This window comes from Brevundimonas sp., assembly GCF_013912065.1.
Classification (GTDB): domain Bacteria; phylum Pseudomonadota; class Alphaproteobacteria; order Caulobacterales; family Caulobacteraceae; genus Brevundimonas.
This window is the reverse complement of sequence record NZ_JACESA010000039.1, coordinates 1-11977: the sequence shown is the minus strand read 5'-3', so window position 1 is coordinate 11977 and position 11977 is coordinate 1. Positions and strand designations below refer to the sequence as shown.

Genomic DNA, 11977 nt, shown 5'->3' with positions numbered 1-11977 from the left:
CGGCGCCAGCCGCATGGACATCCTGACCGACCCCTACCGGATCGTCACGGCCGAGCAGCAGGCCGAGTACGAGGCCATGGTCGAACGCCGCCTGCGCCGCGAGCCCGTCTCGCGCATCGTCGGCAAGAAGGGGTTCTGGAAGATCATGCTGAACGTCACCCCCGACGTCCTCAGCCCCCGGCCCGACACCGAGACCATCCTCGACATCGCCCTGCTGGCCTTCGCCAAGCACGAGGCCTTCAACGTCATCGACCTGGGCACCGGCTCGGGCGCCATCGTCCTGGCCCTGCTGGCCGAGCGGCCGGCCGCTCAGGGGGTGGGAACCGACATCTCGTCCGAGGCCCTGGCCGTGGCCAAGGAGAACGCCGCCAACCTGGACCTGAACGATCGGGCCGCCTTCCTGCGCACCGAATGGGCGGCGGGCTTCGGCGACGCCAGCTTCGACCTGGTGGTGTCCAACCCGCCGTATATCCCCACCGACCACATCCCGACCCTGGACCCCGAGGTCCGTGACCATGACCCGCATCTGGCCCTGGACGGCGGGCCCGACGGCTTGCAGGCCTATCGCGACCTGGCGCCCGAGGTGAAGCGGATCCTGAAGCCGGGCGGCGTCTTCGCCGTAGAGATCGGCTGGGACCAGGGGCCCCAGGTCAAGGCCCTGTTCGAGGCCCAGGGCTTCACCGACGTCAAGGTGATCAAGGACCTGGGCGAACGCGACCGCGTCGTCACCAACGGGCCAGACCCCCGGACCAATCCGATCCCGCAGGAGTGAGGCGGCTCAGCCGATCCTGAACAGGACCAGGGCGGTGACGCCGCCGCCCGGCGTGGTCTCCAGGCGGATGTCGGCGCCCATCTGCTGGGCCAGGGAGCGGGCGATCGACAGGCCCAGGCCGGACCCGCCGGTCGCGCGACTGCGGGAGGCCTCCCCCCGCGCGAAGGGTTCGAACGCCCGGTCCGCGAAGGCCGCGGTCAGCCCCGGCCCATGGTCGACCACCGCCAGCCGCCAGCGGTCGTCGTCGCGCTGGAAACTTACCTCGGCCGATCCGCCGTAGACGACCGCATTCTCCACCAGGTTCTCGACGATGCGGCGCAGGGCGACGACGTCGCCCTGGACGCGCCCCGGCTCTACACGCCCCAGGCTGACCGCCTGACCCAGGGCCGCGCGTTCCGACACCAGGTCCGTCAGCAGCTCCTCCACATCCACAGGAACCAGAACGGCCGGTCTTTCCTCGCCGCGCGCGACCAGCAGGACGTCCTCGATCAGGGTGGCCATCAGGGCCACGTCCCGGTCGGCGCGGGCTCTCTGGTCCGCATCCTCGATCAGGGCGACCCTCAGCCTCAGCCGGGTCATCAGGGTCTTCAGATCGTGCGCCGCCGCCGCCAGCATCCGCATCCGTTCGCCCATCAGGGCCTGGATGCGGGCGCGCATGCGGTTGAAGGCCGAGGCGACGCGTCGCGCCTCGGCATGGCCGGTCTCGTCCATCGGCGGGGCGCCGAGATCGACGGCGAACCGGTCGGAGGCGTCGGCGATGACCTGCAGGTCGCGGGTCGCGCGCTGCACCGTCCGCCACACCAGGACTGCGGCGGCCAGCCCCACCAGCAGATTGAACACCAGGGCCGCCATGGCGACGCCGCGGCGACGCTGTCCCAGGCCCGGCGCGACCACCAGCCGCTGTCCATCTTCAAGAGCAACGGAGATCGCATAGACGGCGGTGCGACGGCCCTGAAAACGGGGTCGGAACCGGCGTCTTTCCTCCGGAACCAGCAGACGCACGTCGCGCCCCTCCAGAGCCGCGCCATAGCTGCGCAACAGGACCGGCAGGGCGCCGCCGCGCTGGCGATAGCCGGCGGGAACCCCGTCGGTGATGAAGAACCGGGTCGCGTCCCCGTTCAGGGCCACCAGAAGATCGTCCCGGCGAGCGGACGGCGTGCGGTCCAGGGCGGCGGCGGCGGCGGCGATCCGCACCGGAACGGGCAGGCGCCATTCGTCCTGATCCTGTTGCTGCAGGGCCATCAGACCCAGGACGCTGATCGCCTGGAAGGCCACCACGACCAGGACCAGGGTCAGGGTCAGGCGGTTGGCGAGGCCCAGCCGCCTCACGACGCCGCCTCCACGTCGGCGGTGAACAGATAGCCGGCGTTGCGCACGGTGCGGATCAGACGGGGCTCGCGGGGGTCGTCCCCCAGCTTGCGGCGCAGGCGCGAGACCTGGATGTCGATCGAGCGGTCGAACACGTCGGCCTGGCGGCCCTTCAGCACGTCCATGATGTCGTCGCGCGACAGGATCTGCTGCGGGCGTTTCACGAAGGCGGCCAGCAGATCGAACTCTCCCCCGGTCAGCTCGACCGCCCGTCCCTCGGCGTCGGTCAGGGCGCGCGAGGCCAGGTCCAGCCGCCATCCGTCGAACACCACGCGGCGGGCCGGAATCTGGGCCGGAATTTGGGACGGCTCGGCCCGGTCGCGCCGACGCAGCAGGGCCTTGATCCGGGCCACCAGTTCGCGCGGCTCGAACGGCTTGGCGACATAGTCGTCCGCCCCGACCTCCAGGCCCACGACCCGGTCCATCGGCTCGCCCCGCGCCGAGGCGATCAGCACCGGGACCGCGCCCTGGATGCGGCGACAGATCGACAGCCCGTCCTCGCCCGGCATCATCAGGTCCAGGATCACCAGGTCCGGCCGATGATCCGCCCACGCCCGCCAGAAGGCCGCAGCCTCGGGAAAGGCCACGCAGGTCAGGCCCTCGCGCGCCAGCAGGGCGCACACCAGTTCGCGTATCTCGGGGTCGTCCTCGACCAGATAAATCAGCGCCGTCGTCATGGGCCAAGCTTTGGCGCAACCGTCCCTGCCCCGCCAGTAGGGGATACACGCTGTTACGCACAGGCGCCGGAGCGACACACCCCTGGCGGCCGGGTCTGTCAGTCTGTGGTCGTCCGGAAAAGGCCGGACCTCGCAAAAGGACCCTGCCCATGCGCTTCAATCGCCCCTTCGCCGTCGCCGCCCTGGCCGGCGTTCTGACCGTCGCCGGCGTGGCCGCGGTCGCCGACAGCGCCGACGCCCAATCCCGTTCGCGTCAACGTTCGACCACCGTCACCGGCCCCAACCACAGCGCCACGCGCAACGCCGACATCTATCGCAGCCCCAGTTCGGCGACCGTGTCCCGCTCGGGCACGGTCGACGGCGAGAGCTGGTCCAGCTCGCGGTCGCGCACCACGGTGGACACCGGCGACGGCTACGCCACCACCAGCGTCCACACCGGCCCGGCCGGCAACACCCAGACCCGCACCGGCTCGGTCTCCTACGGCGAGGACGGCTATAGCCGCGACGCGTCGGTCCAGACCTCGAACGGCCATGGCTACACCCGTCAGGTCGACGCCTCGAGCGACGAGAACGGCTCGACGGTGAACCGCTCCGCCACCACCAACAACGGCGCCTCGCGCAGTTCGACGGTCACGCGCCCCTACTGAGCCTGAACCCCCGTTCCCCGGTTCGGGCGGAGTTCCTCACCCTGTCCTCCGCCCGTCGCCCCGGCCGCGCCCCCAAACCCCGCGGCCGGGGTCCTTCTTTTCCCGATCGAGACCCCTGATGAAAACCCTCGCCCTCTCCGCCCTCGCCGCCGCCGCCCTCGCTGCGGCCTCCCTCGCCCCAGCCGAGGCTTTGGCCCAGACACCTGCGGACGCCGGCCGCGCCCTATTCCAGCAGGCCGACGTCAACAATGACGGCCGCCTTTCCCGCGTCGAGTTCGACGCCGCGCGCGAGGCCCGGTTCGCCCGCGCCGACGCCGACCACGACGGCCGGCTGACCATGTCCGAGCTGCGCGCCCTGCGCCCCGAAGGCGCCGCCGCGCCCCAGCGCCGCCCCAGCCGCGAACAGATCCAGAAGCTGCGCGCCATCGACCGCAACAACGACCGCGCCGTCGACCTGAACGAGTTCCGCGCCACCAACGGCGAACGCTTCGCCGCCGCTGACCGTAACCGCGACGGCTTCATCACCCGCGACGAAATCGTCGACCTGGCCCGCTCGATGGGCGTCGGCGGCTGAGGCTCCTTTGGTCATCCTCCGGGCCGCAAAGCGGAACCGGGGGATCCAGCGGCGCGCACGAGCGCGAACCTGTCGCGAACGAAGTGTTCCGGCATCGTGCGGCGTCCAGAACCCCTCCACCCCCGCGCAAGCGGGGAGGAGACGGTGCGACGCCCGTCATCTGTCTCCTCCCCATGAAATGGGGAGGTGGCGCGGCGCTTCTTCAGCGTCGTGACGGAGGGGTTCTCACCGCTTCACCGTCATTTAGCTCCGCCCCATCATCCTCCGGAGCATGACGAAAGTAGGGAGCGGAGGTTTAATGCACCCGCGCCTTCCCGATCTCCAACCCGCCCTCGCCGGCTGACACCGCAATCACCCCGCCGTCCTCGATCTCGCCGGCCAGCAGCTTCCTCGCAATCGGGTCCACCAGTTCCTTCTGGATCACCCGCTTCAGCGGCCTTGCCCCATAGGCGGGGTCGTAGCCGCGGTCGGCGAGCCAGGCCAGGGCGCTGTCGTCTAACGACAGGTTCAACCGGCGGTCGGCCAGCAGTTTTTCGAAGCGGGACAGCTGTATCCGCACGATGCCGCCCATCTGTTCGCGGCCCAGGCGGTGGAACAGGATGATCTCGTCGATCCGGTTCAGGAACTCGGGCCGGAAATGGGCGCGGACGGCGTCCATGACGAAGGGGCGGACGGCCTCGACGTCGTCGCCTTCGCCCTGTTCGGCCAGATACTGGCTGCCCAGGTTGGAGGTCATGATGATCAATGTGTTGCGGAAGTCGATGGTGCGCCCCTGGCCGTCGGTCAGGCGGCCGTCGTCGAGCACCTGCAGCAGGACGTTGAAGACGTCGGGGTGGGCCTTTTCGACCTCGTCGAACAAGACGACCTGATAGGGGCGGCGACGCACGGCCTCGGTCAGGGCGCCGCCCTCGTCATAGCCGACATAGCCGGGAGGGGCGCCGATCAGGCGGCTGACCGAGTGTTTCTCCATATACTCGGACATATCCAGGCGGGTGATGGCCGCCTCGTCGTCGAACAGGAACTCGGCCAGGGCCTTGGTCAGTTCGGTCTTGCCCACGCCGGTCGGGCCCAGGAACAGGAAACTGCCCAGGGGCCGGTTGGGGTCGTTCAGGCCGGCGCGAGCCCGGCGCACGGCGTCGGAGACGGCGGCCAGAGCCTCGTCCTGACCGACCACGCGGGCGGACAGGGCGTCTTCCATCGACAGCAGTTTCTCGCGCTCGCCCTCCAGCATCTTGTCGACCGGCACGCCGGTCCAGCGGCTGACGACGGCGGCGATCTGTTCGGCGTCGACGACTTCCGGGGTGAGAGGGCCCTTGCCCGAGGTTTCGTTGGCCTCGGCCTCGGCCAGCTGTTTCTCGATCTGCGGGATCTGGCCGTAGGCGATCTCGGACGCGCGGCCCAGGTCGCCGGCGCGCTGGGCGTTAGTCAGTTCCAGCCGCAGACGGTCCAGGGTTTCCCGCAGCTGGGCGCCCTGGCCGACCTTTTCCTTCTCGGCCTTCCACCGGGCGGTCAGGTCGTCGGACTGACCTTCCAGATCGGCGATCTCGTCCTCCAGCTTCTCCAGCCGGTGCTGGGACGCCTGATCCGTCTCCTTCTTCAGGGCTTCGCGTTCGATCTTCAGCTGGACCAGCCGGCGGTCGATCTCGTCCAGGGCCTCGGGCTTGGAATCGACGGCCATCCGCACACGCGACGCGGCCTCGTCGATCAGGTCGATGGCCTTGTCCGGCAGGAAACGGTCGGTGATGTAGCGGTTCGACAGGGTGGCGGCGGCGACGATGGCGCTGTCGGAGATACGGACCCCGTGGTGGACCTCGTACTTCTCCTTCAGTCCACGCAGGATCGACACCGTGTCCTCGACCGAGGGCTCCTCGACGAAGACCGGCTGGAAGCGACGGGCCAAGGCCGCGTCCTTTTCGACGTGTTTCCTGTATTCATCCAGGGTGGTGGCGCCGACGCAGTGCAGTTCGCCGCGCGCCAGCGCCGGCTTCAGCAGGTTGGAGGCGTCCATGGCCCCGTCGCCCTTACCGGCGCCGACCAGGGTGTGCATTTCGTCGATGAACAGGACGATCCCGCCCTCGGCCGCCGAGACCTCGGACAGGACGGCCTTCAGCCGCTCCTCGAACTCGCCCCGGTATTTGGCGCCGGCGATCAGGGAGCCCATGTCCAGCGCCATCACCGTCTTGTCGCGCAGGCTCTCGGGCACGTCGCCGTTGACGATGCGCAGGGCCAGGCCCTCGACGATGGCGGTCTTGCCGACGCCGGGTTCGCCGATCAGGACGGGGTTGTTCTTGGTGCGGCGGGCCAGGACCTGGATGGTGCGGCGGATCTCCTCGTCGCGGCCGATGACCGGGTCGATCTTGCCGTCGCGGGCGGCCAGGGTCAGGTCGCGGGCGTAGCGTTTCAGGGCGTCATAGGCGTCCTCGGCCCCGGCGCTGTCGGCCGTCTTGCCCTTGCGCACCTCGGCGATGGCGGCCTCCAGCTTGTCGGCGGTGACCCCGGCGGATTTCAGCACCTCGGCGGCGACCCCGCCCTCCCTGGCTAGGGCGGCCAGTAGGCGTTCGGTGGTGACGAAGGCGTCGCCGGCGGATTTGGACGCCTCCTCGGCGGCGGCGAAGACGCGGGCGGTGTCGCCGTCCAGATAGAGTTGGCCCGAGCCGCCGGTGACCTGGGCGCGCTTCTTCAGCGCGGTCTCGACCTCGGCCTCGGCGCGGCGGGGATCGCCCCCCGCGGCGGTGATCAGATTGCGCGCCAGGCCGTCGCGTTCCTCCAGCAACACCTTCAGCAGGTGTTCGGGCGCGAACTGCTGGTGCCGGCGGGCCAGGGCCAGCGACTGGGCCGACTGGACCGCCTGTTTGGCGCGGTCGGAATAGAGGTCGAGATTCATGCGCGTGTCCCCTCGTGAGGCGGAAGTGGTCCGACACGCCCTCTGAAGCAAGCGACGTCTCGGTTCGCCAGAGGAAGTGGGTGTGTCGATGCAGCCACACAAGAGCCGACAAGCCCGCCCGCGCGCCTTGACCGAGGTCAATTGCGGCGACGGCCGGTCCGTTCGGTTTCGGAAACGAAATATTTGAATTAATGCAACGGATTAGCCGGGGCGGCGCGTTAAGCCTGCATCCACCCGCTCACTGAAAGGAGCACCCAATGCGCAACATCCTGATCGCCGCAGCAGCCGGCCTGATGGCCCTGTCCGCCGCCTCGGCCCAGGCCGCCGCCTTCGACCAGAACCGTCCCGGTTCGTCCCAGCAGCACCAGAACGACGACCGTAACGAGAACCGTAACGAGAACCGCAATGACAATCGCGGCGAACACCGCGACGCCTACGGATCGTGGCAGTCCAGCTGGGGCTCGCGCCCTCCCGCGCCGCCCGCTCACTTCAAGCGTCAATCCAACTGGTACGCTCACGTCCGCGCCTGTCAGCAGCGCTATCGCACATATAACCCGCGTACGGACCGCTACACGGTGCGCGCCGGTCGCACGGCGATCTGCACCCTGTAGGATCTGATCCCTGGGCCGGGCCGCGGATGCGGTCCGGCCTAGAGGCGTGTCTCCCAGGCCGTCCAGCCGGCGATCAGGACCAGGCCGGCCGCCAACATGACCCGCACCCCGGCGCCTTGACCGCCGACGCCAAGCCGGGTCACGCGGGCCGCCGCCACGACGATAAAGCCGTGAACCGCCACGCTGACCGCCACATGGATCCCGCCCAGGGTGAGCGCCTGGGGCAGGGTCGGGCCGTAATCAGGACGGATGAAGCCCGGCAACAGGGCGATATAGAACAGGGCCGCTTTCGGATTCAGCAGGTTGGCGATCAACCCCCGCAGGAAGAGCGCGCGGCGGCGATCCTGAGTCCGGGGCGCGGCGCCGGCCGGGTCGCCTTCCCCCCGCCAGGCCTCCCAGGCGAGCCAGAGCAGGAAAACCACCCCCGACCAGCGGACGGCGTGATACAGGGACGGCCAGGCTAGGACGATCTCGGCCAGGCCGAAGGCGGCGGCCAGCATCCACAGCGTCAGGCCCAGGGTTATGCCCGCCACCGCCGCCAGCCCCGCCGTTCGTCCCTGCGACAAGGACACCAGGGCCAGCCAGCCCATATTGGGGCCCGGGGTCAGCTCGATCAGGACGACGGCCGCCAGAAACGGCAGGACGACCCCCGGATCGACCGGCCCGTACGTCAGAACATCCATCCTCGCCTCCGGCGCCATCTCTAGGCCGCGTCGAAGACCGGGTCCAATCGCGGCGTCGGGGGGCGGTTGCATTCGACGACGAGGCGGCTAAGCCTGGGACGTCCTTAGTCTGAGTGCTTCCCATGACCGTCCTGTCCCGCCGCGCCCTGTTCGCTTCCGGAGGCGCCACGGCGCTGGCGGCCCAATCCTTGGGCGCGCCGGTCTGGGCGCAGGCGTCCAACGATGACGCGGCCCTGGCCCAGGCGGTCGACGCCTATGTGAAGGCGGCGATGGCGGCCTGGCCCGATCAGCCGGCGCTGGGGATCGCCGTGGTCAAGGACGGGACGGCCGTGCTGGCGCGCGGATACGGGGTCAAGGTCCAGGGCCGGCCGGCGAGGGCCGATGAACACACCCTGTTCGCCATCGCCTCGAACACCAAGAACGTCACCGCCGCCGCCCTGGCCATTCTGGTGGACGAGGGCAAGGTGAAATGGGACGCGCCGATCAGGACCTATCTGCCCGACTTCCGCCTGTCCGACCCCTATATCGGCGACCATATCACCGTGCGCGACACGCTGAGCCACCGCGCCGGATTCGGCCTGGGCGCCGGCGATCTGCTGTTCTGGCCCAACAGCGACCGGACCCGCGCCGAGGTTCTGGCCCAGGCCGCCTTCGTGCCGATCGAGGACGGGTTCCGCGCGCGCTACCACTATTGCAACCTGATGTTCGTGGTCGCCGGGGCGGTGATCGAGGCGGTGTCGGGCCAGAGCTGGGAGGATTTCGTCCAGACCCGGATCCTGGACCGGGTCGGCATGACCGAGACCGTACCCCTGGCGCGACTGGCCGATCCGGCCAGGTCCGCCCTGCCCCACGGCCGTGTCGGCCCCCCGCTGCGCTATCAGGGGGCCATGACGCCGATCGCGGATTCGATCGTCGAGGTGTGGAACTGGGATTCGGCCGCCGCGGCCGGCGGCATCTGCACCACCCCGACCGATTGGGCCAAATGGATCGCCGTGCGGCTGAACGACGGCCTGCTGCCGGACGGGACGCGGCTGTATTCCGAGGCCGCCGCGCGCGAAATGGTGCGACCCAATATCATCGTCGGCAGTTCGCCGGGACCGACGGCGGAACTGCCGAACCGGGCCATCGCCTCGACCTACGCCATGGGGTTTCAGGTCCAGGACTATCGCGGCGAGCGGCTGATCAGCCACGGCGGCGGTTCTCCCGGCGGGATTTCGGCGACGGTGCTGATCCCCGGCCGCAAGACCGGCTTCTGCATCTTCTCCAACGCCGAGGAGAGCTTCCTGCTGCGCGCCCTGCGCTCGGGGATCGCCGACCTGTGCATGGGCAAGGTCGATGTCGACTGGATCGCCAATTCCAAGCGGCTCGAGGCCGAGGGCAATGCGAAATCCATCGCCGCCGCCGCCGAGATCGACGCCAAACAGGCCGCTGGCGCCCCGCCGGCCATGCCGCTGGAGGCCTATGCCGGGACCTGGCGCGACCCCTGGTACGGCGACATCGTCATCGCCTCCAAGCGCCGGGGTCGCGGCCGCGACAGCAAGCCGGGCCTGTGGCTGACCTTCACCCACACCCCCGCCTTGCAAGGCTGGCTGGAGCCCTATGACGGAGAGACCTTCCGCACCCGCTTCCCGGACAAGCGCGAGGAAGACGCCTTCGTCACCTTCAGCATACAGACGGCCAGACCGGCGACGGCGAGGCTGAAGGGCGTGTCGCCCGACATCGATTTTTCCTATGACTATCAGGACTTGAGTCTGACGCGGATGTGACCGGGAGGGCTGTGGCCTGACAGCGCAAGGGCGGAACGTCCCTGGAGACGGAACGCTGTCCTTCCTTCAAAGAAAGGAAGGACCGTCATGACCAAGACAATCGACACCCGCCCGCTCGACCGCGACGAAGCGGAGATGGTCGAGCGGAGCCGGGCCCTGACCCAGCTGTCGTCCTCGGAACTGAAGGATCTGATCGGCCGGCTGAGGGCGCGTCGCGACAAGGCCCAGCGCCAGATCCGAACCCGCGCCCGCGCCGCCCAGGGTCGAGGCGAGAGCGCCGGAGCGGACACGGGCGCGCGCGAGAAGAAGGCTCTGCTGACCGACGCCATCGGCCGCGTGTCTGGCGAAATGGCCGGCCGCCGGACAGGCAAGGGCGCGGCCAAGGCCCGCGAGGCGACCGAACATCTGCGTGAGGCCGTCAGCCGCAAGGCCGAATCTCCCTCCTGGACCGGACCGACCGACCGAACCGCCGACACAGGCCCGGCCGAAACCCCCAATACCGGCATCGCCCCTTCCGGCGCGCTTCACGCCGAGGGGATGCGAGCGGCCATATCGCGTTCGACCGGGGCGCGCTGAGGATTGGAACTATCGGGCCGGGCGACCCGCCTCAGCGGGTGATTTCGAGCAGTTCCAGCTTGGCTTCCTGCTTGGGCCAGGGGAAGACCACACGCCAGCGGTTCTGGCCGATACGCTCCAGCACCCCGACCTGATCGCGCTCTGGGTTTTCGCCATAGGCGGGGAAGCCGGTCTCGTCTCCCCAGGCCTGGGTTCCGACATAGACCAGACGCCGGTCGGTGTCGGGATAGAGCAGGCCGCGCGTGCGTTGCGAGCCGCCGGTCTTGGTCAGGACCAGATCGCCGCCGGGGGTCAGTTCGACCGAACAGGCGAACCAGGGATAGTCGACATAGGCCAGCCCCTGGCCCTCCGCACGCCGACCCAGCTTGATGGTGCGGCAGCGATAGGTTCCGGGCGGGGGCTGGAGGCGGCCGACCTGGCCGGCGTTCGGATCGACCAGGGGGCCCAGCGCCTCGACCTGACGGGCGAAGCCGGCGGCGTCGGCCTCCGCCCGCGCCATGCGCCAGGCCTGATCAAGACGCCCCAACAGACTGGCGTCCGAGGCCGAGGCGACCTGACGCCAGTCGTCGGTCCCGCCCTGCAGACCACCGGGCGCGGCCTGTTGCGCCGGGGTGGCCGTGGCCTGGGGCGCGGCCCGAGGCGGCACGCCGGGGGCGGGTTCGGTCACGGCCGGAGACATCTCGGCCGGACCATTCGGCCGATTGTCGCCACAGGCGGCGAGAGCGGCGGCGGTGAAGGCGAAGAGGATCGGGGTGCGGCGCATGGGCGTCTCCATCGGTTCGGGAGACGAACGGCCAAGCCGCCGCGAGGTTCAGTCGGTCTTCGGGACCAGCTCGATCAGGTCGAGGTTGGACTCGTACTGCGGCCAGGGCAGGACCAGCCGCCAGCGGGCCTCGCCGACGCGTTCCACCACGGCGACCAGGTCGCGGTCCGGGTTGCGGCCATAGGAGTTGGCGGCCGGTTCCTGGGCCAGGGCCATGGAGCCCAGCATCAGCATGTGCCGGTCGTTCTCGGGAAACAGCAGGCCCGAGGGGCGCTGGGAGCCGGTCAGTTTGGTGAACTTCAGCCCGCGCGGGGTCTGTTCGATGCGGCAGGCGAACCAGCCGTAGACCACATAGCCCAGCCCCTCATCGCCGCCCTGGGAGCCCAGTTTGACGGTGCGGCAGCGGTAGTCGCCGGGCGGCGGGGCCACGCCGGGCCGGGCGGCGTTGGGATCGATCAGGTCGCCGAGACTGTTCAGGTCGCCCGAGCCGCGCTGGCGGCGGGCCTGCTGCAGGGCCAGATCCCAGGCGGCGTCCCGGCGCTGGTAACGATCTCGATCCAGCGCCGTGATCACGCCGCGCCAGTCCATAAGCACGCCGCCGGATCCGCTGGAAGGCGGCGGCGTGCTTATGGACTGGCGCGGCGTGATCACGGCGC

General features: G+C 69.7%; 12 protein-coding genes. 6 read left to right on the top strand and 6 right to left on the bottom strand.

Annotated features, from left to right (window positions below; all coding sequences use genetic code 11):
* Window positions 1-772: peptide chain release factor N(5)-glutamine methyltransferase (gene prmC, locus H2037_RS17075; RefSeq protein ID WP_292124330.1), on the top strand; the 772-nt coding region annotated here is incomplete at its 5' end.
* 6 nt (window positions 773-778) lie between these two features.
* Here the strand turns inward: prmC and H2037_RS17070 are convergent.
* Both H2037_RS17070 and H2037_RS17065 read right to left on the bottom strand, forming a co-directional pair.
* Window positions 779-2101, bottom strand: coding sequence for a HAMP domain-containing sensor histidine kinase (locus H2037_RS17070; protein ID WP_292124328.1), 1323 nt, complete (start codon window positions 2099-2101; stop codon window positions 779-781).
* Window positions 2098-2817, bottom strand: a complete 720-nt coding sequence (locus tag H2037_RS17065) for a response regulator (protein ID WP_292124326.1) — start codon at window positions 2815-2817, stop codon at window positions 2098-2100. The genes H2037_RS17070 and H2037_RS17065 overlap by 4 nt, the downstream gene beginning before the upstream one ends.
* Window positions 2818-2966: 149 nt before the next feature.
* On the opposite strand from H2037_RS17065, the gene H2037_RS17060 reads away from it, so the two are divergent.
* Together H2037_RS17060 and H2037_RS17055 are read left to right on the top strand one after the other, a co-directional pair.
* A complete protein-coding gene (locus H2037_RS17060; RefSeq protein ID WP_292124324.1) occupies window positions 2967-3464 on the top strand; it encodes a hypothetical protein in 498 nt (165 codons plus the stop codon).
* Window positions 3465-3582: 118 nt separating this feature from the next.
* The gene (locus tag H2037_RS17055; protein WP_292124322.1) at window positions 3583-4038 is read left to right on the top strand and encodes an EF-hand domain-containing protein; all 456 of its coding nucleotides are present in this window, start codon (window positions 3583-3585) and stop codon (window positions 4036-4038) included.
* A gap of 295 nt (window positions 4039-4333) precedes the next feature.
* Here H2037_RS17055 and clpB read toward each other — a convergent pair whose 3' ends face one another.
* On the bottom strand, window positions 4334-6922 hold the full coding sequence (clpB, locus tag H2037_RS17050) for an ATP-dependent chaperone ClpB (RefSeq protein ID WP_292124320.1): 2589 nt from the start codon (window positions 6920-6922) through the stop codon (window positions 4334-4336).
* Window positions 6923-7179: 257 nt separating this feature from the next.
* Between clpB and H2037_RS17045 the strand changes: the two genes are divergently transcribed.
* Window positions 7180-7533 carry a BA14K family protein gene (locus H2037_RS17045; protein ID WP_292124318.1) on the top strand — a complete coding sequence of 118 codons (354 nt, stop codon included), beginning with the start codon at window positions 7180-7182 and terminating at the stop codon, window positions 7531-7533.
* Between the two features lie 38 nt (window positions 7534-7571).
* Here the strand turns inward: H2037_RS17045 and H2037_RS17040 are convergent, their stop codons facing one another.
* Window positions 7572-8216 (bottom strand): LysE family translocator, encoded by a 645-nt coding sequence (locus H2037_RS17040; RefSeq protein WP_292124316.1) that lies wholly within the window; start codon window positions 8214-8216, stop codon window positions 7572-7574.
* A gap of 122 nt (window positions 8217-8338) precedes the next feature.
* On the opposite strand from H2037_RS17040, the gene H2037_RS17035 reads away from it, so the two are divergent.
* Entirely contained in the window at window positions 8339-9982 is a 1644-nt protein-coding gene (locus H2037_RS17035) for a serine hydrolase (RefSeq protein WP_292124314.1), read from the top strand.
* Between the two features lie 87 nt (window positions 9983-10069).
* Window positions 10070-10558 (top strand): hypothetical protein, encoded by a 489-nt coding sequence (locus H2037_RS17030; RefSeq protein WP_292124313.1) that lies wholly within the window; start codon window positions 10070-10072, stop codon window positions 10556-10558.
* A 31-nt stretch (window positions 10559-10589) separates the two neighbouring features.
* On the opposite strand, the gene H2037_RS17025 is transcribed toward H2037_RS17030, so the two are convergent.
* Window positions 10590-11321, bottom strand: coding sequence for a DUF4893 domain-containing protein (locus H2037_RS17025; protein WP_292124311.1), 732 nt, complete (start codon window positions 11319-11321; stop codon window positions 10590-10592).
* A gap of 48 nt (window positions 11322-11369) precedes the next feature.
* Window positions 11370-11977, bottom strand: a 608-nt coding sequence (locus H2037_RS17020; RefSeq protein ID WP_292124309.1) for a DUF4893 domain-containing protein, incomplete at its 5' end; no start/stop codon positions are given.

Coding starts and splice junctions, on each gene's coding strand:
- H2037_RS17065 (WP_292124326.1), bottom strand. CDS start 2,817: ATGACGACGGCGCTGATTTATCTGGTCGAGGACGACCCCGAGATACGC.
- H2037_RS17060 (WP_292124324.1), top strand. CDS start 2,967: ATGCGCTTCAATCGCCCCTTCGCCGTCGCCGCCCTGGCCGGCGTTCTG.
- H2037_RS17055 (WP_292124322.1), top strand. CDS start 3,583: ATGAAAACCCTCGCCCTCTCCGCCCTCGCCGCCGCCGCCCTCGCTGCG.
- clpB (WP_292124320.1), bottom strand. CDS start 6,922: ATGAATCTCGACCTCTATTCCGACCGCGCCAAACAGGCGGTCCAGTCG.
- H2037_RS17045 (WP_292124318.1), top strand. CDS start 7,180: ATGCGCAACATCCTGATCGCCGCAGCAGCCGGCCTGATGGCCCTGTCC.
- H2037_RS17040 (WP_292124316.1), bottom strand. CDS start 8,216: ATGGATGTTCTGACGTACGGGCCGGTCGATCCGGGGGTCGTCCTGCCG.
- H2037_RS17035 (WP_292124314.1), top strand. CDS start 8,339: ATGACCGTCCTGTCCCGCCGCGCCCTGTTCGCTTCCGGAGGCGCCACG.
- H2037_RS17030 (WP_292124313.1), top strand. CDS start 10,070: ATGACCAAGACAATCGACACCCGCCCGCTCGACCGCGACGAAGCGGAG.
- H2037_RS17025 (WP_292124311.1), bottom strand. CDS start 11,321: ATGCGCCGCACCCCGATCCTCTTCGCCTTCACCGCCGCCGCTCTCGCC.